The organism is Metapseudomonas cellulosilytica, assembly GCF_049334135.1.
Classification (GTDB): domain Bacteria; phylum Pseudomonadota; class Gammaproteobacteria; order Pseudomonadales; family Pseudomonadaceae; genus Metapseudomonas.
In genome coordinates this window covers 43,056-67,920 of sequence record NZ_JBHZGN010000018.1, presented here as the reverse complement: position 1 = coordinate 67,920, position 24,865 = coordinate 43,056, and the positions used below count along the sequence as shown (strand labels likewise).

The 24,865-nt window shown below is 67.2% G+C and carries 18 protein-coding genes; 9 read left to right on the top strand and 9 right to left on the bottom strand.

Annotated elements, in window-relative coordinates:
* Nucleotides 1-7: 7 nt before the first annotated feature.
* A complete protein-coding gene (locus ACFW0H_RS21090) occupies nt 8-1,423 on the top strand; it encodes a Y-family DNA polymerase (protein WP_422915810.1) in 1,416 nt (471 codons plus the stop codon).
* A complete protein-coding gene (locus ACFW0H_RS21085) occupies nt 1,420-4,500 on the top strand; it encodes an error-prone DNA polymerase (RefSeq protein WP_422915809.1) in 3,081 nt (1,026 codons plus the stop codon). The genes ACFW0H_RS21090 and ACFW0H_RS21085 overlap by 4 nt, the downstream gene beginning before the upstream one ends.
* A 611-nt stretch (nt 4,501-5,111) precedes the next feature.
* Here ACFW0H_RS21085 and ACFW0H_RS21080 read toward each other — a convergent pair.
* Both ACFW0H_RS21080 and ACFW0H_RS21075 read right to left on the bottom strand, forming a co-directional pair.
* Nucleotides 5,112-5,528 carry a hypothetical protein gene (locus ACFW0H_RS21080; RefSeq protein WP_422915808.1) on the bottom strand — a complete coding sequence of 139 codons (417 nt, stop codon included), beginning with the start codon at nt 5,526-5,528 and terminating at the stop codon, nt 5,112-5,114.
* A gap of 29 nt (nt 5,529-5,557) precedes the next feature.
* Nucleotides 5,558-6,040: a GreA/GreB family elongation factor gene (locus ACFW0H_RS21075; protein WP_422915807.1), complete on the bottom strand. Its 483-nt coding sequence runs from the start codon at nt 6,038-6,040 to the stop codon at nt 5,558-5,560.
* Between the two features lie 542 nt (nt 6,041-6,582).
* Between ACFW0H_RS21075 and ACFW0H_RS21070 the strand changes: the two genes are divergently transcribed.
* Nucleotides 6,583-6,936, top strand: a complete 354-nt coding sequence (locus ACFW0H_RS21070; protein ID WP_422915806.1) for an SEL1-like repeat protein — start codon at nt 6,583-6,585, stop codon at nt 6,934-6,936.
* Between the two features lie 51 nt (nt 6,937-6,987).
* The gene (locus ACFW0H_RS21065; RefSeq protein ID WP_459077323.1) at nt 6,988-8,466 is read left to right on the top strand and encodes a DNA recombination protein RmuC; all 1,479 of its coding nucleotides are present in this window, start codon (nt 6,988-6,990) and stop codon (nt 8,464-8,466) included.
* Between the two features lie 45 nt (nt 8,467-8,511).
* Here the strand turns inward: ACFW0H_RS21065 and ACFW0H_RS21060 are convergent, their stop codons facing one another.
* Entirely contained in the window at nt 8,512-9,459 is a 948-nt protein-coding gene (locus ACFW0H_RS21060) for an alpha/beta fold hydrolase (protein ID WP_422915805.1), read from the bottom strand.
* Between the two features lie 260 nt (nt 9,460-9,719).
* Here ACFW0H_RS21060 and ACFW0H_RS21055 point away from each other — a divergent pair, with 260 nt between their 5' ends.
* Nucleotides 9,720-10,529, top strand: a complete 810-nt coding sequence (locus tag ACFW0H_RS21055; RefSeq protein WP_422915804.1) for a MerR family transcriptional regulator — start codon at nt 9,720-9,722, stop codon at nt 10,527-10,529.
* A gap of 72 nt (nt 10,530-10,601) precedes the next feature.
* Here the strand turns inward: ACFW0H_RS21055 and ACFW0H_RS21050 are convergent, their stop codons facing one another.
* The gene (locus ACFW0H_RS21050; RefSeq protein ID WP_422915803.1) at nt 10,602-11,546 is read right to left on the bottom strand and encodes a choline ABC transporter substrate-binding protein; all 945 of its coding nucleotides are present in this window, start codon (nt 11,544-11,546) and stop codon (nt 10,602-10,604) included.
* A 266-nt stretch (nt 11,547-11,812) separates the two neighbouring features.
* On the opposite strand from ACFW0H_RS21050, the gene ACFW0H_RS21045 reads away from it, so the two are divergent.
* From ACFW0H_RS21045 to ACFW0H_RS21035, 3 genes are read left to right on the top strand one after another with little or no spacing between them, the layout of a single operon-like run.
* Nucleotides 11,813-12,982 (top strand): aromatic ring-hydroxylating oxygenase subunit alpha, encoded by a 1,170-nt coding sequence (locus ACFW0H_RS21045; protein ID WP_422915802.1) that lies wholly within the window; start codon nt 11,813-11,815, stop codon nt 12,980-12,982.
* Nucleotides 12,983-13,004: 22 nt separating this feature from the next.
* Nucleotides 13,005-14,660 (top strand): choline dehydrogenase, encoded by a 1,656-nt coding sequence (locus ACFW0H_RS21040; RefSeq protein ID WP_422915801.1) that lies wholly within the window; start codon nt 13,005-13,007, stop codon nt 14,658-14,660.
* Nucleotides 14,661-14,687: 27 nt separating this feature from the next.
* Entirely contained in the window at nt 14,688-15,719 is a 1,032-nt protein-coding gene (locus ACFW0H_RS21035) for a GlxA family transcriptional regulator (protein ID WP_422915800.1), read from the top strand.
* A 290-nt stretch (nt 15,720-16,009) separates the two neighbouring features.
* On the opposite strand, the gene ACFW0H_RS21030 is transcribed toward ACFW0H_RS21035, so the two are convergent.
* Nucleotides 16,010-16,741, bottom strand: coding sequence for a class II aldolase and adducin N-terminal domain-containing protein (locus tag ACFW0H_RS21030; RefSeq protein WP_422915799.1), 732 nt, complete (start codon nt 16,739-16,741; stop codon nt 16,010-16,012).
* 196 nt (nt 16,742-16,937) lie between these two features.
* Here ACFW0H_RS21030 and ACFW0H_RS21025 point away from each other — a divergent pair, with 196 nt between their 5' ends.
* The gene (locus tag ACFW0H_RS21025) at nt 16,938-18,410 is read left to right on the top strand and encodes an aldehyde dehydrogenase family protein (RefSeq protein WP_422915798.1); all 1,473 of its coding nucleotides are present in this window, start codon (nt 16,938-16,940) and stop codon (nt 18,408-18,410) included.
* A gap of 4 nt (nt 18,411-18,414) precedes the next feature.
* Here the strand turns inward: ACFW0H_RS21025 and ACFW0H_RS21020 are convergent, their stop codons facing one another.
* From ACFW0H_RS21020 to ACFW0H_RS21005, 4 genes are all read right to left on the bottom strand, one after another.
* Nucleotides 18,415-19,686, bottom strand: coding sequence for an MFS transporter (locus ACFW0H_RS21020; protein WP_422915797.1), 1,272 nt, complete (start codon nt 19,684-19,686; stop codon nt 18,415-18,417).
* A 214-nt stretch (nt 19,687-19,900) separates the two neighbouring features.
* On the bottom strand, nt 19,901-21,301 hold the full coding sequence (gene ppnN / locus ACFW0H_RS21015) for a nucleotide 5'-monophosphate nucleosidase PpnN (protein ID WP_422915796.1): 1,401 nt from the start codon (nt 21,299-21,301) through the stop codon (nt 19,901-19,903).
* Nucleotides 21,302-21,556: 255 nt separating this feature from the next.
* A complete protein-coding gene (locus tag ACFW0H_RS21010; protein ID WP_422915795.1) occupies nt 21,557-22,603 on the bottom strand; it encodes a class I SAM-dependent methyltransferase in 1,047 nt (348 codons plus the stop codon).
* Nucleotides 22,604-23,074: 471 nt separating this feature from the next.
* Entirely contained in the window at nt 23,075-24,514 is a 1,440-nt protein-coding gene (locus ACFW0H_RS21005) for a multiheme c-type cytochrome (RefSeq protein ID WP_422915794.1), read from the bottom strand.
* Nucleotides 24,515-24,865 lie beyond the last annotated feature (351 nt).

Genomic DNA, 24,865 nt, shown 5'->3' with positions numbered 1-24,865 from the left:
AGCCGCCATGCGCTGGGCCTGCATACTGCTACCGCAACTGGCGTTGGATGGCGTGCTGCGCGGCCACCCCGACCCCGAGGCGCCCCTGGCGCTGGTGGCCGGCACGGCGCAGCGCCGTGTGCTGCGCGCCCTCAACCCGGCGGCCAGGGCCCTGGGGCTGCGCCCCGGCCAGTCACTGACCGCCGCCCATGCCCTGACCCGCGACTTCGCACTGGTGGAGTACGACCCGGCACAGGTCGAACGCTGGGAACGACTGCTCGCGGCCTGGGCCTATGGCTTCAGTTCCCAGGTCAGCCTGCGATACCCGCGCTGCCTGCTGCTGGAGGTGGAATCCAGCTTCGCCCTGTTCGGCCCCTGGCCGCGTTTCGAGGCGCGGCTGCGCCAGGAACTGGCGGCACTGGGCTTCCGTCATCGCATCGTCGCCGCCCCCAACCCGGCGGCGGCACGGATGTTGGCCAATGCCTACGACGGCCTGGCAGTGACGCACCAGGACGAGTTGCGCCAGGCCCTCGGGCGCATGCCGGTGGACCGCGCTGGCCTGGCGCGCGAAACCGCCACCGCCTTTGCCCGCATGGGCCTGCGTCACCTGGAACAGGTGCTGGCGCTGCCACGGGAGACGCTGGCCCGGCGCTTTCCGGCCGAGGTGCTGCAACACTTCGACACCCTGCTCGGCGAACGGCCCCTGGCCCTGGAGTGCTACCGGCCGCCGGACGAGTTCGACCTGCGCATCGAGCTGAACTTCGAGGTGGAGTCCCACCAGGCGCTGCTCTTCCCCCTGCGCCGTCTCACCGCCGACCTGGCCGCCTTCCTCGCCAGCCGTGACAGTGGCGTGCAGCGCTTCACCCTGTTCCTGGAACACCGCGACCTCGGCGATACCCAGGTACCGGTGGGCCTGCTCAGCGCCGAGCGCGAAGCGGCCATGCTCTTCGAACTGGCACGCGGGCGCCTGGAGCAGTTGCAGGTGCCGGCGCCGGTGCGCGCCTTCCGCCTGCAGGCGCGGGACCTGCCGGCCTTCGTGCCGGAGCGTCGCGAGCTGTTCGACGAACGCCCGCAGCAATCCCTGCCCTGGGAACAGCTGCGCGAACGCTTGCGCGCGCGCCTGGGGGACGAGGCGGTGCACAGCCTTGCCGCCCGCGCCGACCACCGCCCCGAAGCGGCCTGGCAGCTGGATGCCGACCGCCCGCCGGTGCCGCTCCCCTCCGCGCCACCGCGTCCCGGCTGGCTGTTGCGCGAACCGCTGCCCCTGCGCGAAACCACCCTGCGCATCCTCGCCGGCCCCGAGCGCATCGAGTCCGGCTGGTGGGATGGCGGTGATGTGCGCCGTGACTACTACCTGGTGGAAACCCGCGGCGGCCAGCGCGGCTGGGCTTTTCGCACGGTGGGCGGGGAGGGGCCGCTGCTGCTGCACGGCTGGTTCGCATGAGCGCCTATGCCGAGCTGCACTGCCTGTCCAACTTCAGTTTCCAGCGTGGGGCCTCCAGCGCGCTCGAACTGTTCCAGCGCGCCGCGCTGCATGGCTACGCGGCCCTGGCGATCACCGATGAATGCACCCTGGCCGGCATCGTCCGCGCCTGGCAGGCCGCGAAGACGACCGGGCTGCCCCTGGTGATCGGCAGCGAGATGCGCGTCGAAGGCGGACCCAAGCTGGTGTTGCTGGTGGAAAACCTGGCCGGCTACCAACGCCTCTGTCGTCTCATCACCCAGGCCCGACGGCGGGCGGAGAAGGGCCAGTACCGCCTGCTGCGTGACGACCTGTCGGAACCGGCGGACGGCCTGCTGGCGCTCTGGGTGCCCGACTTTGATGACGATGATCGCGAAGCCGCCTGGCTGCGCCAGTGCTTCCCCGGGCGCCTGTGGCTGGCGGTGGAGCTGCACCGGGGCCCGGACGACGCCGGCCGCCTGGCACGCCTGCTGGCCCTGGCCGAACGCCTCGATATCCCGGCGGTGGCCAGCGGCGATGTGCATATGCATGCCCGTGGCCGCCGCGCCCTGCAGGACTGCATGACCGCCGTGCGTCACCACTGCACCCTGGCCGAAGCCGGGCACCGACTCTTCCCCAATGGCGAGCGCCACCTGCGTCGTCGCGAGGTGCTGGCCGGCCTCTACCCGGCGGAGCTGCTCGCCGAGTCGGTGCGCATCGCCCGCCGCTGCGGCTTCGACCTGGGCCAGCTGCGCTACCAGTACCCCCATGAGCTGGTCCCGGAAGGCCACAGTGCCACCAGTTGGTTGCGTGGGCTGACCGAACAGGGTCTCAAGTGGCGTTGGCCCGATGGCGTGCCGAAGAAGGCGCGGGATCAGGTGGAGCAGGAACTCGCGCTGATCGCCGAGCTGGGCTACGAAAGTTACTTCCTCACGGTGTACGACATCGTCAACTTCGCTCGCAGCCAGCACATCCTCTGCCAGGGCCGGGGTTCGGCGGCCAACTCGGTGGTGTGCTTCGCCCTGGGGATTACCGAGCTGGGGCCGGATGGGCGGGTGAGTCTGCTGTTCGAGCGCTTCATGTCGAAGGAGCGCAACGAGCCGCCGGACATCGACGTGGACTTCGAGCACGAGCGCCGCGAGGAGGTCATCCAGTACGTGTTCCGCCGCTACGGGCGGGGAAGGGCGGCGCTCACCGCGGTGGTCAGCACCTATCACGGCGCCGGCGCGGTGCGCGATGTGGCCAAGGCCCTCGGCCTGCCGCCGGACCAGGTCAATGCCCTGGCCGACTGCTGCGGCGGCTGGAGCGACCAGGCCCCGGCGGCGGAGCGCCTGCGCGAGGTCGGCTTCGACCCGGACAGCCCGGTGCTGCGCCGGGTGCTGGCGCTGACCAGCGAGCTGATCGGCTTTCCCCGCCACCTGTCGCAGCACCCCGGCGGCTTCGTGATTTCCGAAGCGCCGCTGGACAGCCTGGTGCCGGTGGAGAACGCCAGCATGGCCGAGCGCACCGTGATCCAGTGGGACAAGGACGACCTCGACCTGATGGGGCTGCTCAAGGTGGATGTACTGGCCCTCGGCATGCTCAGCGCGCTGCGTCGCTGCCTGAAGCTGATCGAGGTCCATCGTGGCCAGGCGCTGACGCTGGCGCAGATTCCCGCCGAAGACCCGGCCACCTACGAGATGATCGGCCGCGCCGACACCATCGGTGTGTTCCAGATCGAGTCGCGGGCGCAGATGTCCATGCTGCCGCGCCTGAAACCCAGGACCTTCTACGACCTGGTGATCCAGGTCGCCATCGTTCGGCCGGGGCCGATCCAGGGCAACATGGTTCATCCCTACTTGCGCCGGCGAAATGGCCTGGAGAAGGTCGAATACCCCTCCGCGGAGCTGGTCCCCGTCTTCGAGCGCACCCTGGGCGTGCCCTTGTTCCAGGAACAGGTGATGCAGCTGGCGATAGTGGCCGCCGAATACAGCCCCGGCGAGGCCGACGAATTGCGCCGCTCCATGGCCGCCTGGAAACGTCATGGCGGCCTGGAGCACCATCGCCAGCGGCTGACCGAGCGGATGCGCGCCAAGGGTTACGAACAGGCCTTCATCGAGCAGATCTTCGAGCAGATCAAGGGTTTCGGCAGCTACGGCTTTCCCGAATCCCACGCGGCCAGCTTCGCCCTGCTCACCTACGCCAGTTGCTGGCTGAAATGCCACGAGCCGGCCATCTATGCCTGCGCCCTGATCAACAGCTGGCCCATGGGCTTCTACAGCCCTGACCAGGTGCTGCAGGACGCCCGCCGCCACGGCATCGAGGTGCGCCCGGTGGATGTGCGGCATTCCGGCTGGGATTGCTCCCTGGAGCCCGTGGGGCCGGGCAGCGAGCTGGCCATCCGCCTGGGGCTGCGCATGGTGCGTGGTTTCCGTGAGGAGGATGCGCGGCGCATCGAGGCGGCGCGGCAGGCGGCGGCCTTCGCCAGCGTCGGCGACCTCAGCCAGCGTGCCCGCCTGGATGCCCGCGCCCGCGAGCTGCTGGCCGACTCCGGCGCCCTGCGCGAACTGGCCGGACACCGCCACCGGGCGCGTTGGGCCGTGGCCGGGGTGGAGGTGCAGGCGCCGCTCTTCGCCGGCCTGCCGGAGCAGGACGAAACGCAGGTGGCCCTGCCGCTGCCCAGCGTGGGTGAAGACATGCTCACCGACTACGCCACCCTGGGCACCACCCTCGGGCCGCACCCCATCGCCCTGCTGCGCGGCGACCTGCGCAAGCGACGCTGCCGCAGTTCACGGGAGCTGCTGGCGGTGGAACACGGACGCCAGGTCAGCGTCGCCGGCCTGGTAGTGGGGCGGCAGCGCCCGCAGACCGCCAGCGGGGTGATCTTCGTCACCCTGGAAGACGAACACGGCATGGTCAATGTGGTGGTCTGGAACGATCTCGCCGAACGCCAGCGCCGCGTGCTGGTGGGTTCGCGGCTGCTGCAGGTGGACGGCCGCCTGGAATCGGTGGAGGGCGTGCGCCACCTGATCGCCCGCCGCCTGCATGACCTCACGCCGCTGCTCGACGGGCTGGATGTGCGCAGCCGTGATTTCCGCTAGATCGGCGAGGATGGCCGCATATAGGCGGTTACTGTAGGGGCGAATTCATTCGCCAAGGGACGCGTAGCGGCCCCTGCGATTATCTGAGCCATGTAGGGTGGATAGTTCAAGGATGGGTCGGGCGGCGTTCCGCGAGCTTGCGATACCCATCAGCCCTGCCCGCATGGGTATCGCTCCGCTCCACCCATCCTACGGTGAGCTGCCCAGTTCGTAGCCATGTAGCGTGGATAGCGCTTTTCTATCCACCAGCGGTGTTGGATCGGCGCAAATCGCCGCACGTTTTCGGCTGTTGCCTTGAAAGTCAGTGCGGCGTCGCCGGCGTGTCCTTCGCCTTTTGCCGCCGGAACGAGCGGGAGGAGTGGGGCGGTGTAGGCCGGCTGTGATGGTGGTGGTGATGGTGGGAGATCCTGAGCATGGCCCAGAGCAGCGCGACCGCAGCCAGCAGCCAGCCCAGAATCATCAGGGCTATGAAAATTTCGGGACCCATTGCGAACCGCCTCAGGCGCCAAAGTGGAGGGCGCACGTCCTGAGTCTAGTCTGGCCCGTGTGACGACTGCTTGAAGCCGGCTGCCTTTGGTCGGCTCGGTCGTGGCGATCGGACGGGGTACCGGTCAACGGCACTCCTGGTCCATGTTCCGCTTGGCCTTCTCGGTAGGGGCGTTGCGGTACTGCTCGGTCCAGAACTGGCACTTGGTCTCGTCCAGCCGGCGCTGTTCCGCCAACCGTTCCTGGCGCTCGTTGTCCGCGCGCTGGGCGGCGTTGTAGTTCTCCTCGTACTTCTGCAGGCGTTCCTCGCCCGTGCTCGGCAGGGCGGGCGCGGGGGCCGGGGTTGGCGCCGGCTGGGGCGCGGCGGGTGACGGAATGATGACCTCGGCGACCGGTGCCTGGGCTTTGGCCATGTAGAACTGGTAGCCGACGTAGGTGGTCACGCCGATGGCGATGAAACCGAGCCAGACCCCCAGGGCGACGCTGAGGGTCAGGGCCAGGGGGCTGAAGCTGATGCGCAGGATGCGGCGTTGGCGATTCATGGGGCCTCCGAAGCGGTGGGGCAGCAGCTTCAGTGTACCTCCAGCACCTCGAAGGTCTGACGGCCATTGCCGATGGTCAGGGTCACCTCGGCGCCTTCGGCCTTGCCCAGCAGGGCCTGGCCCAGGGGCGAGCGGGGGCTGATCACGGTGATTTCCTCGCCCTGGTCCACCACTTTCAGGCCGGCGGCTTCGGGGCCGAGGAACAGCAGTTGCTCGCTGCCGTCCTCGGCGCCCAGCAGCACCAGCGCGCTGAGCTGGATGCCCCGCGCCGGATCGAAGGTGCGCAGGTTGAGGTTCTCGAACAGTCCCAATGCCTGCTTGATCTCGGCTGCACGGCGGGCCTGGCCGGTGGCCAGGTAGGAGGCTTCCAGGCCGAGGGTGTCGTACTTGTTCTCGGCGATGTTTTCCGCGTGGGTCGCCGCCTCGTAGGCGGTTTGCGCCGCGCGCTGCAGCAGCTGCAGGTCAGCGGCGAGCTTGTCGAGGATCAGGCGGTGGATACGGGCTTTGTCCATGGGGCGCGGTCGGCTGGGGCAAGGCAAGACATTCTAAGGACCTTCCGGCAAAGGCGGGAGACAGGCCTGTGCAAGAAGCCGAAGAACCTGTGCACGGAGTTGGCGCGGATGAACCTTGGTACCCGCTTCTGGACGTCCGCTCCAGGTCGTGTTTCGTGCCATTCGTCGTCGGCTGGAACGCCCGTGCAACACAGGTTCCAGAGCGTTTTCAGCACCGGATGCCCCACAACGGGGCGAATGGGGTATTGACAGTTTCGAGTTGTGCACAGTCGCGAAGCAGACTCGTAAACCGCTGCCGGAATGCCCCGTAAGCGCTTGATTCTCCGCGATGAATTCGTAAGTGCATGATAAATAACGATTTTTATAATTGGTGAAAAAATCATCAGTTTGAGTGGAGGCCACGATCCACAAGCGCTCGGTGACATTTCGAGCACCTTTTTCACAGAGTTATCCACAGCTTCTGTGGATTGTCCCGAGCACTTGCTCTAGAACGCGACCTTCGGCAAATGCAAGACTTTACCCGCCGAAAAAAAGGAGTAGAGTTGCGCGCCTTTCCGTCCAGCTGCCCCTGTTTCATGAAGTACCGCGTTCCCGCCGATACCGCTTCCAGCCCGCAAACCCTGCCGACCCGCGTCGCCCTCTGGTTGCTGGACAACCCGCGCCTGGGCCAGGCGCCGAGCGTCAAGCGGTTCGCCGGCCAGCTGCTCAAGCAGCCCGCGCGGGAAGGCGTGGTGGCCGCCCAGAGTCGCCTGGGGCAGATGCTCTGCCGCGACTGCGGCAACCAGCGTGACCGCCGCATCGGCCTGGACATGCTGCGCCAGGCCGCCCGCGCCGGTGATCGTCGCGCGCAACTGGAACTGAGCCGCCTGCTCAGCAGCCTCCCACAGCACCCCTGATCGCGCGCCCGCCGCTGGGTATACTCCCGGCATTCCAGCGCGGAGCCGCTCATGCCCATAGATATCCCCAACCTGTTGATCGGCCTGTTCGCCGCCGCCGTGCCCCTCTTGGGCCTGGCCTGGCAGCTGCAGCGCAAGCTCAGCGCCCTTGAGACCGAACAGACCCTGCTCGAAGAGCGCCTGACCCACGCCCAACTGGCCCAGGACGGCCTGGCCGTGCAGCTGGACGACAGCCGTGTGGAAAACCGCGAACTCGGCCAGCTCAACGCAGCCCAGCAGGCCGAACTGGCGGCCCTGCGCCGCGAGGCTGAGCTGCTGGGTGTCGAGCGCCAGAGCGCTCGCGAAGCACTGCTTGCCTGGAACCAGGAACGCGAACGCAAGGACGTCGAACTGCGTCGCCTGGATGCCGAGCGCGCGGGCCTGGAAGCCGAATTGCGGGAGCAGCGCGAGGCCCACGAGCAGCGCCTGGGTGACCTGCAGGCGGCCCGCGACGACCTGCGCGCGCAGTTCGCCGAGCTGGCCGGGAAGATCTTCGACGAGCGCGAACAGCGCTTCGCCGAAACCAGCCAGCAGCGCCTCGGCCAGTTGCTCGACCCGCTCAAGGAGCGCATCCAGGCCTTCGAGAAACGGGTGGAGGAAAGCTATCAACAGGAAGCCCGCGAGCGCTTCTCCCTCGGCAAGGAACTGGAGCGGCTGCAGCAGCTCAACCAGCGCCTGGGCGATGAAGCCACCAACCTCACCCGCGCGCTGAAAGGGCAGAAGACCCAGGGCAACTGGGGCGAGCTGGTGCTGGAACGGGTGCTGGAGCACGCCGGCCTGGAGAAGGGCCGCGAATACCAGACCCAGGTCAGCCTGAAGAGCGCCGAGGGCGAACGCTTCCAGCCCGACGTGCTGATCCAGCTGCCGGGGGACAAGCAGGTGGTGGTGGACGCCAAGGTCAGCCTCACGGCCTACCAGGCGCTGATCGCCGCCGAGGACGAAACCGCCCGCAGCCAGGCCCTGAAGCAGCACGTCCTGTCCCTGCGCAGCCACCTCAAGGGGCTGTCGGTGAAGGACTACCAGCGTCTGGAGGGCCTGCACAGCCTGGACTTCGTGCTGCTCTTCGTGCCCATCGAGGCCGCCTTCGCCACGGCCCTGCAGGCCGACCCCGGGCTGTTCCAGGAGGCCTTCGAGCAGCACATCGTGATCGTCAGTCCGACCACGCTGCTGGCCACCCTGCGGGTGATCGACAGCCTCTGGCGCCAGGAACGGCAAAGCCAGAACGCCCGCGAGATCGCCGAACGCGCCGGGGCGCTGTACGACAAGTTCGTTGCCTTCGTCCAGGACCTGGACGAGATGGGCAGCCGCCTGCAGCAGTTGGACAAGGCCTACGCCAACGCCCGCAACAAGCTGGTGGAAGGCCGTGGCAACCTGATCGGCCGGGTGGAGAACCTCAAGCTCCTCGGCGCCCGCGCCAGCAAGAGCCTGCCCAACGACCTGCTGGAGCGGGCGGCGGGCTTGCCGCTGCTGGATGAGCAGATCGAGGGTTGAGATTGTTGGGCAGACCTGCGGCCTGCTTGGCGAATGAATTCGCCCCTACATAAAAGCGCCCACTTTCCTCAGACAGCCTCCGTCCTTTGCCTCGCCGCCTTCGATCTGCCCGACGAACTCCCTGATCCAGCCGGCCAGGCGTTGCGGCTCGGCCAGCAATTGCCAGTGCCCGGCGGCCACTTCCCGGCGCCATAGGCGCGGCGCCCAGCGGTCGAGTTGCTGGAACAGCTGCGGGCGCACGAAGCGGTCACGGGTGGCGACGATCAATTGCACCGGTACCCGGGTCGATCGCGGGCGCGGGCGCAACAGGCTGCTGATGAAGTTGGCGCGATAGAGCTTCACACCATGCCGGCCATCGGCTTCCTGCGTGGGATTGCCGCGCGTCGCCCGCACCCCTTCCAGACGCCGCAGCAGGCCTGGCCAGGCGCGGGCCAACCCTGCGCGCCAGAGCAGTTCCGGCAACCACGGGGTATGGAAGAAAGCGACGTACCAGGAGCTGACCAGCTGGCCGAGCACCTGCCCGACGGCGCGGAGGCGTTTCTCCTTCAGGCGCTCGCGCAGCCAGTGGCCGACGTGGTCCAGGCAGGGGCCGGACACCGTGGTGTAGGAGGCCAGCAGCGGTTGGATACGAGGCTCGGTCACCGCTTCCCAGGACTGGATCGAGCCCCAGTCGTGGGCCACCAGGTGCACCGGGCCCTCGGGGCTGGCTGCCCTGATCACCGCTTCCAGGTCCCGGGCCAGCTTCTCCAGCCGGTAGTCGCGGGTCCGGCGCGGGATATCCGAGGCGCCGGCACCCCGCACGTCGTAGGCGATGACCTGGTAGTCGGCGGCCAACTCACGCACCAGCGGCAGCCAGACCTCATGGTTGTCGGGGTAGCCGTGCACCAGCAGCAGGGTTGGCCCGCAGGCATTGCCCCAGCGGTAGGCGGCGAGTTCCACGCCGGCGCCCTTCACGGCGAAGCGCCGGGGTTCCAGTGGCAAGGGCAGGTTCATGGGGCTCTCCTGGGAGTGACTGTTACATTGCTTGATGTAATGGTCATTCTTCAGCAGGGAGTCCGGCCCTGGCCAGCCCTTGGTGGCACTCGTTCCGACCGCGTTACCCGCTTACCCAAAGGCGAAAACGTCCGTTGCAGAGCGCTTGCGTGGCGGTTCCGGCGAAGTCGGGGGAGAGGAGGGTGGGGCAAGTCCAGCCAATGGTTGGGGCGGGCGGCCGCTGTTGTTGGGGCGAACGGGGCGGCGATATGATCCGGGCCATGAAAAATGTCCCCTCCTTCCTCGGCAAGCTGCTCCACCCGACTGCCGCAAGCCCGGCCGTGCCGGACGCTGAATACACGGTGGATGAACTGGCCCGCGAAGCCTCGACCACGGTGCGCAACCTGCGCGCCTACCAGGATCGCGGCCTGCTGCCGCCGCCGGAGCGGCGTGGGCGAGTGGGCATCTACAACGGCGAGCACCTGGCGCGGCTGCGGCTGATCGGCCAATTGCTGGAACGCGGCTACAGCATCGCCAGCATTCGCGAGCTGCTGGAGGCCTGGGAGCAGGGCCAGGACCTGGCCCATGTGCTGGGGCTGGAGCAGGCCATTGTCGGTGCCTGGAACCTGGTGGAGCCCACCCACCTGGGCTTCGACGAAGTGCAGGCGCTGTTCGGCGCCGATCTTACCGACGACAACATGGACCGTGCCCGCGAGCTGGGCCTGATCGAGTTCGCCGGCGACCACCTGCGGGTGCTCAACCCCCGGGTATTCAGCGCCGGGGTGCAGCTCTACCGCTCGGGAATTCCACTGGATGTGCTGCTGGAGCAGTTCGCCGCCATCCGCCGCCAGGTGGAGCCGGTGTCGGCGGGCATCGTGCGGATGATTGTCGAGCACCTGGTCAACCCGTTGCTCTCCGACAGCCTGCCCCATGTCCGCGAACTGGATGGCCTGAATCGCCAGCTGCTGGCCCTGCGGCCGCTGGTGGAGCAGGTGGTGGACAGCGAACTGGCCCGCGGCCTGCAGCTTTCGGCCAACCAGGAACTGGGCGAACGGGTCGGCGAGATGTTGAAGGGTTTTCTCAAGCGCTGAATCGCTGCGCCATCAGGGCGGCGCCCAGCGAAGCGAGGCCCAACGTGGGGGCTTCGCTCGCTCGGGCTCGCACTACAGGCCTAGGCTCCCTTTGACTGCCGGCAGCGCCTCGGCTCCATCGAAGGTGGTGACTCCCGCCAGCCATTGGTCCAGCACCTGCGGATTGGCCGTGAGCCAGGCCTTGGCGGCAGCCTCCGGTTGTGCCTTATCGTCGAGGATGGCACCCATGATCTGGTTCTCCATGGCCAGGCTGAACTCCAGGTTGCGCAACAGGGTGCCGACATTCGCGCATTCCCCGCTGTAACCCTTGCGGGTGTGGGTATCTACCACCGCGCTGCCGTAGTTGGGGCCGAAGCTGGCGTCGCCGCCGCTCAGGTAGCGGATGGCGAACCTGGTGTTCATCGGGTGCGGTTCCCAGGCCAGGAACACGACCGGTTTCTGCGCCTGCACGGCGCGGCGGACCTGCACCAGCATGCCGGCTTCGCTGGACTCCACCAGCTTGAATCCGTTGAGGCCGAACTGGCCCTTGTCGATCAGCCCCTGGATCAGGAGGTTGCCGTCGTTGCCCGGCTCGATGCCGTAGATGCGTCCATCGAGTTGCTGGCGGAAGCGGCCGATGTCCTTGAAGTCCTTCAGCCCGGCATCGAAGGTGTATTCCGGCACCGCCAGGGTGTACTTGGCGCCCAGCAGGTTGGTGCGCACCTTCTCCACGCTGCCCTTGTCCAGGAAGGGTTTGGCGATGACCTCCATCGAAGGCATCCAGGCGCCCAGGTAGACGTCGATGTCGTTCTTCGCCATGCCCATGTAGGCCATGGGGATGGACGCGAGCTGGGTCTGCGGCTTGTAGCCCAGGCCCTTGAGCAGGGTGGTGGCCAGGCCGGTGGTGGCGGAGATATCGGCCCAGCCGACCTCCGCCAGGCGCACCGTCCGGCAACTGTCGGGTTCGGCCGCCAGGGCGGTGAGCGAGTGGCTGGTGAACAGGGATGCAGCGAGCAGGCACAGGACTTTCTTCGACATGGCAGAGGCTCCCATCGGGCGGCTACGGCAGAAGTCAGTGGCGGGGCTCTCGGGCCCCTTGCCTGAGCGAGCATAGGCACGGCCCACCCGCCCGCTTGATGGGAAGCGACATCTTCCGCCGCAGGCAGGGCCGTGAAATTGGGCGTTGATCTTTTGCGCTGGCAACTCGTCGCTTGACGTCAATTCAGCCAAATTCCGCTCCCCTAGATTGGCTCCCGAAGCAGGCCACCGAGCCGCACGAACATCACCTGGGAGGAGTACCGATCATGCAATCCGTCGAAGCCATCAAGCGGCAAACCTCTATCGAAGGCTGGGCCGAACAGGACCCCGAATCTGCCTTCACCCTGCCGTCGCGCTACTTCTTCGATGAGAGCCTGTTCAAGGCCGAGCGCGACCGCATCTTCATGCACGCCTGGCATGTGGCTGGGCACAAGAGCGAGTTCCGCGAGCCGGGCCAGTACGTGGTGGTGGACCTGTTCGACCAGAGCGTGGTGGTGGCGCGCAGCATGAAGGGCGAGATCCGCGCCTTCCACAACGTCTGCCAGCACCGCGGCAACCGCCTGCTGGAAAGCCGTCGCGGCACCACCGGCGGCGTGGTGCGCTGCGCCTATCACTCCTGGTGCTACGAGATGGACGGCAGCCTGCGCAGTGCGCCGCGTTGCGAGCGGATGAAGGACTTCGAGCTGCAGCAATTCAACATCCCGCAGGTGCGGGTGGAGGAACTGGGCGGCTTCATCTACTTCAACCTCGATCCCAACGCGCCGTCCCTGGCCGAGCTGTTCCCCGGCGCCGACGAGGAGATGCACCGGGTGTTCCCCAACCTCGAACGCATGCGCTTGATCGAGGAGCAGGACGTGATCGTGCCGGCCAACTGGAAGGTGATCATGGACAACTCCATCGAGGGTTATCACTTCAAGCTGTCCGGCCCCTGCCACATCGACCTGGCCAAGCTGATCGACTTCAAGGGCTACCGCCTGACCAAGCGCGACAACTGGTGGACCTACATCGCCCCGGCCAACCTCCAGGCCGGCGAAGCCTACGGCGTGAAGTTGCGGGAAGACCTGAACCCGGACGAGTGCTTCTTCAACATCGGCATGTGGCCGAACAACACCTTCTACACCTTCCCGTTCTCCGAGTTCCTCGGCACCTTCATCATGATTCCGCTGGATGCCGAGCGTTCCCTGCTGCGCTTCGGCTACTACAGCTCGAACGAGGAGACGGCGGAGGTCAGCAAGGCCTGCATGCGCTGGATGAACGAAGAGCTTGGGCCCGAGGACATCGAGCTCAACATCACCGTGCAGAAGGGCCTGCATTCCCTCGGCTACGACCAGGGCCGCTACATGATCGACGCCCAGCGCAGCAACGAGAGCGAGCACCTGGTGCATCACTTCCACCGCCTGGTGTTCAAGGGCATCCATGGCGAGGAGCGGGCCTGAGCCCGCTTCCGGAGGACGTGCCATGTCCGAATTCGATTACCTGATCGTCGGCGCCGGCTCGGCCGGCTGCGTGCTGGCCAACCGCCTGGGCGCCGAGCCCGGTGTGAAGGTGTTGGTGCTGGAAGCCGGGCCGCTGGACCAGAGCTGGACCATCGACATGCCTTCGGCCGTGGGCATCGTCGTGGGCGGCAGTCGCTACAACTGGAGCTACAGCACCGAACCCGAGCCCTGGCTGGACAACCGCCGCATCGGCACGCCGCGCGGTCGTACCCTGGGTGGTTCCTCGTCCATCAACGGCATGGTCTACATCCGGGGCCATGCCCGCGATTACGATGGCTGGGCCGAGCAGGGCTGCGACGGCTGGAGCTACCAGGAAGTGCTGCCCTACTTCATCCGCGCGGAGAACCACGAGCACGGCGCCGACGATTACCACGGTGACGCCGGGCACCTGCACGTGACCGCGGGCAACATCGATACGCCGCTCTGTTCCGCCTTCGTCCAGGCTGGCGTGGAAGCGGGCTATGGGCAGAGCCGTGACCTCAACGGTTTCCGCCAGGAAGGCTTCGGCCCGGTGGATCGCACCACCCGCAAGGGCAAGCGCTGGAGCACCGCCCGTGGCTACCTGGCCGAGGCGTTGCAACGCGGCAATGTCACGGTCGCCACCGGCGCGTTGAGCCTGCGCATCCTCTTCGAGGGGCGCCGCGCCTGCGGCATCGAGTACGAGCAGAACGGCGAGGTGCACCAGGCCCGCGCTCGCCGCGAAGTGATACTCGCCGCCGGGGCGATCAATTCGCCGCAATTGCTGCTGCTGTCGGGCGTCGGTCCGGCCGAGGAAATCCGTGCTCATGGCTTGCCGGTCGTGCATGACCTGCCTGGCGTCGGCCGGCGCCTCAACGATCACCCGGATACCGTGGTGCAGTACCTGTGCAAGCAGCCGGTGTCGATCTACCCCTGGACCCGCGCGCCGGGCAAATGGTGGATCGGGGCGCGCTGGTTCGTGAGCCACGACGGCCTGGCCGCGAGCAACCATTTCGAGGCCGGGGCCTTCATCCGTTCGCGAGCGGGCGTCGAGCACCCGGACCTGCAACTCACCTTCATGCCGCTCGCGGTACAACCCGGCAGCGTCGACCTCGTGCCATCGCATGCCTTCCAGATTCATATCGACCTGATGCGCCCCACCAGCCTCGGCAGTGTCACCCTGCGCGGCGCCGATCCACGCCTGCCGCCGCGCATCCAGTTCAATTACCTGAAGACCGAGCAGGACCGCGCCGACATGCGTGCTGGTGCGCGACTGGTGCGGGAGATCATCGAGCAGCCGGCCATGCGTGCGCTGAAAGGCAAGGAGTTGGTGCCGGGGCCGGAGAACCTCAGTGACCAGGCCCTGGATGCCTGGGCCCGGCGCGTGACTGAAACTGGCTACCACGCCAGCGGCACCTGCAAGATGGGGCCGGCCAGCGACCCGGAAGCGGTGGTCGATCCGCAGCTGCGCGTGCACGGGCTGGAGGGACTGCGGGTGGTGGATGCGTCGATCATGCCGATCATCGTCAGTGGCAACACCAATGCGCCAACCGTGATGATCGCGGAGAAGGCCAGCGATATGATCCGGGGCCAGGCACCGCTGCCTGCGGCCCAGGTCCCGGTGTGGACCCATCCGGACTGGCGTGGACAACAACGATAACCAGAGCACTGACGAGAGGTGCCGAACGTGGAAGGCCTGAACTCCCGGGAACGCTCACTGGCCAGCGACCGCACGCTGCGCGTTGGTCTGTTGCTGCTGCCGTCATTCCCCAGTCTGGGATTGGCGGCGGTCGCCGAACCGCTGGCCATCGCCAACTGGCTGAGCCAGAAGCCGTTGTTCCAGTGGACCCTGCTGTCGCTGGACGGTCAGCCGGTACAGGCCAGTAATGGCCTGTCGAGCCAGGTGGAGGCAGGCATCAGCCCGGAGCAGGAATTCGACCTCTGCTTCGTCATCGCCAGCTTCGATGTGCACCGGCACTGCCGCAACAACCTGCTGAAGAGCTGGCTGCGCAAGCAGGCGTTGTTCGGCGCCGTGCTGGTTGGCGTGGAAACCGGCACCGAACTGCTGGCTGCGGCTGGTGTGCTGGACGGCTACGACGCCGCGGTGCACTGGGACAACCTGCCGGGTTTCCAGGAGAGTTATCCCAAGGTGCGCTCCCGCGCCCAGCTCTATTGTCTCGACCGCCAGCGCCTGACTTGCGCTGGTGCCGCCGCCATCCTGGACATGATGCTCACCTGGCTGGGGAGCCGGATTGACGCGGACCTGGCGCGGGAAATCGGCATGCACCTGCTGGTGGGGCAGGTGCGCGCGCCGACGGAGAGCCAACTGGACGATGGCCAGAAGGGTGAACCGCTGCACGAGGGGAAGCTGCGTCGGGCTGTGCGGTTGATGGAGCAGACCCTGGAAGAACCCCTGGACTGCGAGGCCATCGCCAGCCGCGTCGGCCTGTCGCGCCGGCAACTGGAGCGCCAGTTCAAGCAGCACACCGGGCTCTCGCCGCTGAAGTACTACATCGCCCTGCGCCTGGCCCGCGCCCACAACCTGCTGCAGCAAACCAACCTCAGCGTCGCCCAGGTAGCCGCCAGCTCCGGCTTCGGCTCCCTGGAGCATTTCTCCCGCGCCTACCGCGCCCGCTTCGGCTGCCCGCCCAGCGAAGACCGCAGCCAGACCTGGACCGCCCCGGTGATGCGCCAGCCGCTGGCGCGGCAGGGGGCGTAGGCAGGCCTGCGGCCTGCCTGGCGAATGAACTCGCCCCTACAGGAAGAGCACCGCAGTTCCGTACCGGCACGGACGGCTCCCCTCTCCTCTTCAGGGAGAGGGGCTGGGGGAGAGGGTTGGTGGGCTTGGCAGGACTCCGAAGGGCGGACCTGCGGCCTGCTTGGCGAATGAATTCGCCCCTACAGGATGCGCACGGGGCTGCCGGCGCGCGTCACCCCTCTACCTCCGGGAGAGGGGCCGGGGGTGAGGGGGGCCGCTGCGGACTCCCAGGGGCAGACAGGCGGCCCCGGTCACAACCGATACTCCACCTCTTCCCGATCCAGGATTCGCTTGAGCGCGGCAAAGTGCTTGTCGGCGAAGTCCGGGTAGTTCAGCCACTGCCTTGCCGTCTTGCGCGCCACGTCGTCGCTGGCGATGCGCAGCGGTCGGCCGGTGGCCAGGGCGGTGATGTAGGTCTCGCAGGCGCGCTCGAAGTAGTAGAGGTCATCGAAGGCCTGGGCCACGCTGGTGGCGGCCACCATCACGCCGTGGTTGCCCATCAGCAGCACCGGCTTGCCGTCCAGCAGGCGGCTGACGCGCTCGGCCTCATCGCCCAGGCCCATGCCGTCGAAGCCTTCGTCGATCGCCACCCGCTCGAAAAAGCGCATGCAGTTCTGTTCGATGGGCGGCAACCGCGAGTCGGCCAGGCAAGCCAGGGCGGTGGCGTACTTCGAGTGGGTGTGCAGCACGCAGCGTGCCTGCGGCTGGTTGCGGTGCAGGGCGCCGTGCAGGGCCCAGGCGGTGATGTCAGGAGCGTCGGGGCGGTCGAGCGTGGAGGGATCATCGGCGTCCACCAGGATCAGGTCGCTGGCTCGGATTTCCGAGAAGTGCTTGCCGTAGGGGTTGATCAGGAACTGCCGGCCATCGGCAGAGACCGCCAGGCTGAAGTGATTGGCGATGGCTTCGTGCAGGCCCAGGCGGGCGGCCCAGCGGAAGGCGCAGGCGAGGTCGACCCGGGCCTGCCAGTGTTCGAGCGTGTCCATGGGGACTCCATTCGGGGTGGGTGGCTGGTTTGGAGTCTAGGGAGCCGGCGCCGGTCGACTTGATGCGGAGCGACCTTCGTTGGCGTGTTCCTTCAAGCGACGCAATGCGCCAGCGATTCGCCGCATTCCATCAATCTCTCGCCGCCGGGCTGGCCGAAAGTGGCCCCACTTTCAGCCCTGACCCAGGAGATGCACCATGGCGACCCATCAGCTCTATATCGACGGCCAGTGGCGCGACCCCGCCACCCCTCTGTCACGCCCGGTGATCAACCCGGCCAGCGAAGAAGTGCTGGCGCAGGTCGCGGTGGCCGGCCCGCAGGACGCCGAAGCGGCCATCGGCGCCGCGCGGCGTGCCTTCGACCAGGGCGACTGGCCTTGGCTGGGCGTCTGCGATCGGGCGGCGATCCTGCGGCGCATCGCCGACACCATCGAAGCCGACGGCGAGCACCTGGCGCGGCTGGAAACCCTCAACGCCGGCAAGACCCTCGGCGAGAGCCTGGGTGACGTAGCCAACGTGGTGGCCACCTTCCGCTACTACGCGGCCCTGCTGGAGAGCGAGGGTGGCAGCTTCAACACCCACGCGCCGGCCCATGTCATCAGCATCAACCAGCGTGAGCCGGTGGGCGTCTGCGCGCTCATCGCGCCCTGGAACTACCCGCTGCTGCAACTGGCCTGGAAGGTTGCGCCGGCCCTGGCCGCCGGCAATACCCTGCTGGTCAAGCCCAGCAGCCTGACCCCGCTGACCGCCGTGCGCCTGTGCCAGTTGATCGAGCGGGTCGGCCTGCCGGCGGGTGTGTTCAATCTGCTGACCGGGCCGGGGGAAATCGGCGAACGGCTGGCCGCCAGCCCGGACGTGGACCTGGTGTCCCTGACCGGTGGCGCCACCGCGGGCGGTAAGGTGATGCGCGCGGCCAGCGGCAACTTCAAACGGGTGGCACTGGAGTTGGGCGGCAAGAACCCCAACATCGTCTTCGCCGATGCCGACTTCGAAGTCGCCCTCGACCAGGCACTCAATGCCGTCTATTTCAATGCCGGCCAGGTCTGCTCGGCCGGTTCGCGGCTGCTGGTGGAGAGCGCCATCCACGACCGTTTCGTCGCAGCCCTGGCCGATCGGGTACGGCGCATTCGCCTGGGCGACGGGTTTGCCGAAGGCACCCAGATGGGCCCGGTGATCTCCCCCAGCCAGCGCGACCAGGTGCTGGCGATTGTCAACGGCGCGCTGCAGGAGGGCGCCCAACTGCTGGCGGGCGGACGTATCCCGCAGGATGGGATGTTCGAGCGCGGCTTCTGGCTGGAGCCGACCCTGCTTGGCCAGGTATGCGCGGACATGCGTATTGCCCGCGAAGAAATCTTCGGTCCGGTGATCACCGTGGAGCGCTTCGAGGGTGAGGAGCAGGCGCTTCAACTGGCGAACGGCACGCCCTTTGGCCTGGCTGCCGGCGTCTGGACCCGCGATCTCGCCAGGGCTCATCGCGTGGCTCGGCGATTGCGTGCCGGCACGGTCTGGATCAACGACTACAACGCGGCATTCCCCCAGGCGCCCTGGGGCGGCTACAAATCCAGCGGCATTGGCCGCGAGCTGTCGCGGACCGGACTGGAGGAGTTCAGCGAGGTGAAGCACCTCTACCTGAACACCAGCCCGTCGGCGCTGAACTGGTTCGGCGTATGACGCTTCAGCCGGTCAGCGCCGCGCGCCGTCCGCGCTCCAGGCGCACGCTGGCCAGCAGCGCCAGGCCGATCACGAAGTAGCTGCCGGTGATGAGCATGGCCAGGCGGTGGTCGCCGCCGGACAGCCAGTTGGCCAGGCCGTAGGTCATGGGGCCGAGGATGGCGGAAAGCTTCACCGCCTGGCCCCAGAGCCCGAAGAACTCCGCCAGCCGCGTCGGCGGGGCGAGCAGGCCGACGATGGCGCGGCCGGCCGACTGGCTGGCTCCCATGCACAGGCCGGCGATATTGGCCGCGACCCAGAACAGCGCCGGGCCGCTGGCCAGCCAGATCATGCCGACCATGGCCAGCCAGCCCAGCAGGGTCAGCGCCAGGGTGGGGCGGTGGCCGATGCGGTCCTGCAGCCAGCCGAACAGCACGGCGCCGATGGAGGCGGTGATGTTGACGATGAAGATCAGCATCAGGGTGTCCTGGGTGGTGAAGCCCATCACCTGGTCGGCGTAGATGGCCGCCAGGCTGATCACCGCGGCGATGCCCGCCTGGTAGCAGACGGTGCAGGCGAGGAAGCGCAGCAGGTCGCGATAGCGGCCGGCCTCGCGCAGGGTGCGGGCAAAACGTGACCAGGCGCCTTGTGCCGAGGCGGGTTGCGGCTGGCTGCGTTCCTTCAGGTAGAGGAAGGTCGGGGTGCTGGATAGGGCGAAGAGCAGGGCGGTGATGAGCACGCACACCGGGACGAACTGCGCCGCCGTATGCCCCTGGCCCTGGGCCCAGCTGACGTAGCCCAGGCAGGCGCCCAGGCTGACCAGCCCGCCGATGTAGCCCAACCCCCAGCCCCAGCCGGATACCCGGCCCATGGCGTCGTCGCGGGCGAGTTCGGGGAGGAAGGCGGCGATCAGGTTCTCCCCGGTGCCGAAGCAGAAGTTCGACAGCACCACGAACAGCACCGCCAGCCCCAGGGCGCCCGGACCGGCCAGGGCCAGGGCCGCGGTGAAGATCACGCAGCCGATGGTGCTCAGCAGCAGCAGGCGCTTCTTGCGCGCCGTGGCGTCGGCATGGGCGCCGATCAGGGGGGCGGTGACGATCACCAGGGCGTAGGAGAGGGCGAGGGTGCTGGTCCAGGCCAGGGTGCCCCAGGGTTTGCCCTCGGCGACCACTGCGACGAAGTAGGCGTTGAACACGGCGGTGATGATCACCGTGGTGTAGCCGGAATTGGCGAAATCGAACATCGCCCAGGCCCAGATTTCCCGGCGTGTCACGCCGCTGGCGAGGCTGGATCGCATGGCGCTTTTCCCCCTGTGGAGCGTCCCGGAGAGCCTAGCCCTGACCAGGGCATCGCGCGACCGCGGCGGGAGGCAGCCCCCGCGCCGCGCCCATGGAATACCGCCCGAGGCACGGCGCGCCCAGTGGTGGGACCTTTTCTGTGGGGGCGAATTCATTCGCCCCCACAGAAAAGCGGCAAGCCGTTCGACCCCACAGCGGCTTCTTACCCTGTCCTCAACTCGCCTCCAGCGCCTCGGCCCCGCTCTGCACCACCCGGTAGCAGGGTTCATAGGCCGCGCCGCCCGGCAGCTTCATCCGGTGCTGGCGAACGAAGGCCTTGAGCAGGTCGTCCAGCGGCTGCATCACCACGGCATCGCCGTGGATTTCGTAGGGGCCGTGCTGTTCGATCAGGCGGATGCCCTTGTCCTTCACGTTGCCGGCGACGATGCCGGAGAAGGCCCGGCGCAGGTTGGCGGCCAGCTCGTGAGCCGGCAGGTCGCGGCTGAGCTTGAGGCTGGCCATGTTTTCGTGGGTGGGGTCGAAGGGACGCTGGAAGCGCTCGTCGATCTTCAGCAGCCAGTTGAAGTGGAAGGCGTCGTTGCGTTCGCGGCGGAACTGCTTGACCGCCTTCAGGCCCTGGGCCATTTCGATGGCCACGGCGGCCGGGTCGTCGATGATGATCCGGTAGCGGTTCTGCGCGGCTTCGCCCAGGGTGGCGCCGACGAAGGCGTGCAACTGTTCCAGGTAGGCCGCGGCGCTCTTCGGTCCGGTGAGCACCAGGGGGAAGGGCAGGTCCTGGTTGTCCGGGTGCATCAGGATGCCCAGCAGGTAGAGGAATTCCTCCGCCGTGCCGACCCCGCCGGGGAAGATGATGATGCCGTGGCCGACGCGCACGAAGGCCTCCAGGCGCTTCTCGATGTCAGGCAGGATCACCAGTTCATTGACGATGGGGTTGGGCGCCTCGGCGGCGATGATGCCGGGCTCGGTCAGGCCCAGGTAGCGACCGCCGTGGGTGCGCTGCTTGGCATGGCCGATGGTGGCGCCCTTCATCGGCCCCTTCATCACACCGGGACCGCAGCCGGTGCAAACGTCCAGATGGCGCAGGCCCAGCTCGTGGCCGACCCGCTTGGTGTACTTGTACTCATCGGTGCTGATGGAGTGGCCGCCCCAGCACACGACGATCTTCGGCTCCACGCCTGGACGCAGGGTGCGTGCGTTGCGCAACAGGTGGAAGACGTAGTCGGTGATGCCCTGGGAGCTGTCCAGGTCGATGCGCAAGCTGTCCAGCTCGTTCTCGGTGTAGACGATGTCGCGCAGGGCGCTGAACAGCATCTCGCGGGTGCCGGCGATCATCTCGCCATCGACGAAGGCATTCGCCGGTGCGTTGATCAGCTCCAGGCGCACGCCACGGTCCTGCTGGTGGATGCGGACTTCGAAGTCCTTGTAGGCGTCGAGGATGGTCTTGGCGTTGTCGATCTGCGCGCCGGTGTTGAGGATGGCCAGGGCGCACTGGCGGAACAGCTGGTACATGCGGCCCGAGCCGGCTTCGCTGAGCAGCTGGACTTCGCGTTGGGAGAGGGTTTCCAGGCTGCCCTTCGGGCTTACTTGAGCGTTGATGACTTGTCTTCTGGGCATTCGATATTTCCTTGCAGCGAGGCCGGAGTGCCAGGCAGCCACCCACGGCGGAATGCAGTACGCCCTTGTCCATGGCGCGAATTGCGGAGGTCGCTCTTATCTGTGCATTGCGAGGTTACGGATTTGTGTCGCAGAGATTCTTCTCGGGTCCTGGGTCAGGTAATAGCGAGATTAGTGTCTGTCTGACAAGGAGTTTCTTGGCGATGTTCACGGAAACGGGGTGGTGGACGGCCGCAAGGCTGTCCACCACGCGCGTCACTTGCGGGCTTCCAGGATCAGGTTGAAGGGCGTTTCCGTGGCCCGGCGGAAGCGGCTGAAACCGGCTTGCTCGAAGACCTTGCGCAGGCGCGCTTCGCCGGCCTGGGCGCCGAGGCCGAGGCCCACTTCCTGCGACAGGGAGTTGGGCGTGCAGATGAAGGTCGACGCGCAATAGAACAGGCGGCCCACCGGGGTCACGTTGTCGTCGAGGTTGTCGTTGGCGTAAGGCTCCACCAGCAGCACGGTGCCGTCCGGCTTCAGGGTCTGGTACGCGTGCCGGGCGGCGCCCACCGGGTCGCCCATGTCGTGCAGGCAGTCGAAGTAGCAGATCAGGTCGTAATCGTTGCCGGGGTAATCCTTGGCGCTGGCCTGGGAGAAGGTCGCCCGCTCGGCCACGCCGCCTTCCCGGGCGCGCTGGTTGGCCGTCTCGATGGACGGCGCGTGATAGTCGAAGCCGATGAAACGCGAAGCCGGGAAGGCCTGCGCCAGGATCACGGTGGAGGCGCCATGGCCGCAACCGATGTCGGCGACCTTGGCCCCGGCCTCGAGTTTTTCCACCACGCCGTCCAGGGCCGGCAGCCACTCGGCCACCAGGTGTGCGCGATAGCCCGGGCGGAAAAAGCGTTCGGTGCCGCTGAACATGCAAGGGTGGTGATCACCCCAGGGCAATCCGCCGTCACCGCGCATGGCTTTGACCAGCTTGTCCTTGTCGTGGAAGAGCGCGGCGATCACCGAGGCGCCGCCGGCCACGTACACCGGCGAGTCTTCCACGGCCAGGGCCAGCGCCTGTTCCTCCGGAAGACGGAAGCGCCCGTTGTCGTGCTCCATGTAGCCGGAGGCGGCGTGGGCACTCAGCCATTCGCGCAACAGGCGCGCATTGCAGCCGGTCCTGGCGGCCAGGTCCTCGGGGCTGACCGGCTGGCTGTCGGCCATGGCGCGGTAAAGCCCGAGTTCGTCGCCGAGGATGATGTTGGCGAGCATCGCGGCACCGCCCATGTCGGCCACCAGTTTGCCCATGAAATCATTGAGTCTGGATTCGTCCATTGCCTGTCCTCCTCTGGCAAGGCGGTGGTCGGCCGGCCAGGGCGACAGCACTGTGCGGCGGCGGGGAAAAAGCACGGGGATGATGGACGGGGTCCGCGGCAGCTCGGTAGCGCCGGGCTGGAGTGGCCCCGCCCCTGTCCTGCAATCGCAAGACAATTTCAGTTTAGTGGCCGGGCGCGGGGCCTGCCGCCGCCCTCGGCTGGCTGGTGACCGGCCATCAACCCTGCAGGCCCCGCTGGAGCAATGCGCTGCACCCAGCAAGCTGGCGATGCGATCTGATTCTTCCGATGAATGGCAACTGCGACGCGCCGTGGGGCCCGCGCCGGAGAAGAAGGATGAAGAAGGCAGTAGCACCGGACTGCTCTACCGCTCAGCGCACTCCGAGGCTCCCCGCTTCAGCCCGCCCAGGCAGTTACGGGTTCAAGGGGCGCCGGATGCACCGGCGCCCAGGCGCTACGAACGAGATCACGGTCAATGTTCAGCGGGGTTGCTCGCTACCCGGCTCTCGCCGCTTGCGGGTATGGGTGACAGGCCGATCTGCCCGGTCACCTGGGCCATAAGGGTGATTTCCACCCGCATCTGCTCCTTGGCCAGCAGGTAATCCACCAGCCGCTGCGAGAAGGGCCAGTAGTTGAGGTCGGCGGTCAGGGTGATCGGGCCGACGGCATCCGCCGGGACCTCGAAGGAGAATTCCTCGACGTCATAGCCCATGGGCAGGATGCGGTTGTCCGAGAGGACTTGGGTGGCATTCCACACTTCAATATCCAGTTCCTTACCGTCCTTGTCCCCGAGGTGAACCTTGAAGTTGCGCGTCCCCGGTTCGGTGCCGCCGTCCTTGATCGTCCCGAGGCGGTAGAGTTCGCGCCCCGTTGCGTCCACCGCGCGGAAATCGATCCATACTTCGCGTCCCTCCGGGAACCCGGTGGGCAGTTTGTGCCCGGCGCCGACGTTGGCCACTTTCACCTGCACCGAGACCCGCTGTCCGGGCGCCACGCTCTGCGGAAGCGTCTGGAATGTGATCTGCGCCGCCCGCTGTAGTGACTCGCGCGCACGTTGTGCAGCTTCGGCCTGGCCGAGGTAGTCCAGCACGGCGGCATTGGCGCCGCTGAACCAGTGGGAGGCGACGTCCGTGCGGTCCGGCCCCATGATTGCCGCCTTGCCGGCAAAGCCCGGCATGTGGCAGCTCTGGCAGGTCTGGCCACTGAGGCTGTAGGGGCTCTCCAGCCACTCATCGTAGGTGCGTTCCACCGCCACCGAGCTGAACGGGTGGGTCACGTTGTGGCAGGTGGCGCAGAAATCCGAGCGGGTGTGCAGACTGGAATAGACCGTGTCGTGGTAGGGCGACACCGCATCGCTGCGCGGGCCGAACTTGGTCGGCCGGCCATTGGCCTTGGGGGTGAGCACATAGGCGCCGTTGTCCAGGCCGGTGCGCGCGTTGATGTTGTGGCAGGTTTCGCAGTCGACTCCGGGCATCGGGTTGTGCTCGGCGGTGAAGGCCACGGATGCGCGGTTCACCTGCGAGTTGATCTGCCCGGTGGTCAGGCCGATCGGCGTATGGCAACCGGTGCAGAAGTTATCCACTGTGCCGCCGGTGGCCTCGCTGGCATGCCTGAGCAGCGCGCGGTAGATGGGTTCCTCCCAGGAGTGGGCCATCATCGAGGTGCGCCATTGCCGGTAGATCTCCGTATGGCAGGCGCCGCACACCTCCGCATTGTCGAAGTCCTTGACGCTCAGCAGGCCGTTACCCGGCGTATTGGCGCGATGGGGGAAGAAGGGGAGCCCGTGCTTGTCCGCCGTCAGCCTGGAGCGGGCCGGCTCCAGCCATTTGTCGTTACCCGCTGGGCCTTCCGCCGCGGCTACCTGGGTCGCCAGCAGGCAGGCGAACAGCCAGTGGATGTACCTCCATGCCATGAAACCGCGGATTGCGCGAATCGAAGGAACCGATGACCTCTCTGAAGAGCCGACCATTTCTCTGCCCACTCCATTTGTACGGCGTCATGTCGCAGGAGGTCCTTGCCCGCCGGCAAGGGAAGCCTCACCCTCGTCATGACCCGCGAGTCGCACGATCCCTGCGCAGCCGCCGGCAGGTCCACAGCTCACTTGGTGCGTTCGGCGCATGCCATGTACCTCGGCTCATGCACCCGGCTACCAGGAGGTAACACCCAGTACTAGATGGGTGTCCTATCTGTGTCAAAAATTCGCCTAAATTGCGCAGGATTTGAGTTGAATTGGTATCGGATTGATTTAAAAGGAATTTGATTT

Excerpts from the sequence above, each read along its gene's own strand:
- ACFW0H_RS21090 (WP_422915810.1), top strand. The coding sequence starts at position 8 with ATGCGCTGGGCCTGCATACTGCTACCGCAACTGGCGTTGGATGGCGTG.
- ACFW0H_RS21085 (WP_422915809.1), top strand. The coding sequence starts at position 1,420 with ATGAGCGCCTATGCCGAGCTGCACTGCCTGTCCAACTTCAGTTTCCAG.
- ACFW0H_RS21080 (WP_422915808.1), bottom strand. The coding sequence starts at position 5,528 with ATGAATCGCCAACGCCGCATCCTGCGCATCAGCTTCAGCCCCCTGGCC.
- ACFW0H_RS21075 (WP_422915807.1), bottom strand. The coding sequence starts at position 6,040 with ATGGACAAAGCCCGTATCCACCGCCTGATCCTCGACAAGCTCGCCGCT.
- ACFW0H_RS21065 (WP_459077323.1), top strand. The coding sequence starts at position 6,988 with ATGCCCATAGATATCCCCAACCTGTTGATCGGCCTGTTCGCCGCCGCC.
- ACFW0H_RS21060 (WP_422915805.1), bottom strand. The coding sequence starts at position 9,459 with ATGAACCTGCCCTTGCCACTGGAACCCCGGCGCTTCGCCGTGAAGGGC.
- ACFW0H_RS21055 (WP_422915804.1), top strand. The coding sequence starts at position 9,720 with ATGAAAAATGTCCCCTCCTTCCTCGGCAAGCTGCTCCACCCGACTGCC.
- ACFW0H_RS21050 (WP_422915803.1), bottom strand. The coding sequence starts at position 11,546 with ATGTCGAAGAAAGTCCTGTGCCTGCTCGCTGCATCCCTGTTCACCAGC.
- ACFW0H_RS21045 (WP_422915802.1), top strand. The coding sequence starts at position 11,813 with ATGCAATCCGTCGAAGCCATCAAGCGGCAAACCTCTATCGAAGGCTGG.
- ACFW0H_RS21040 (WP_422915801.1), top strand. The coding sequence starts at position 13,005 with ATGTCCGAATTCGATTACCTGATCGTCGGCGCCGGCTCGGCCGGCTGC.
- ACFW0H_RS21030 (WP_422915799.1), bottom strand. The coding sequence starts at position 16,741 with ATGGACACGCTCGAACACTGGCAGGCCCGGGTCGACCTCGCCTGCGCC.
- ACFW0H_RS21025 (WP_422915798.1), top strand. The coding sequence starts at position 16,938 with ATGGCGACCCATCAGCTCTATATCGACGGCCAGTGGCGCGACCCCGCC.
- ACFW0H_RS21020 (WP_422915797.1), bottom strand. The coding sequence starts at position 19,686 with ATGCGATCCAGCCTCGCCAGCGGCGTGACACGCCGGGAAATCTGGGCC.
- ppnN (WP_422915796.1), bottom strand. The coding sequence starts at position 21,301 with ATGCCCAGAAGACAAGTCATCAACGCTCAAGTAAGCCCGAAGGGCAGC.
- ACFW0H_RS21010 (WP_422915795.1), bottom strand. The coding sequence starts at position 22,603 with ATGGACGAATCCAGACTCAATGATTTCATGGGCAAACTGGTGGCCGAC.
- ACFW0H_RS21005 (WP_422915794.1), bottom strand. The coding sequence starts at position 24,514 with ATGGCATGGAGGTACATCCACTGGCTGTTCGCCTGCCTGCTGGCGACC.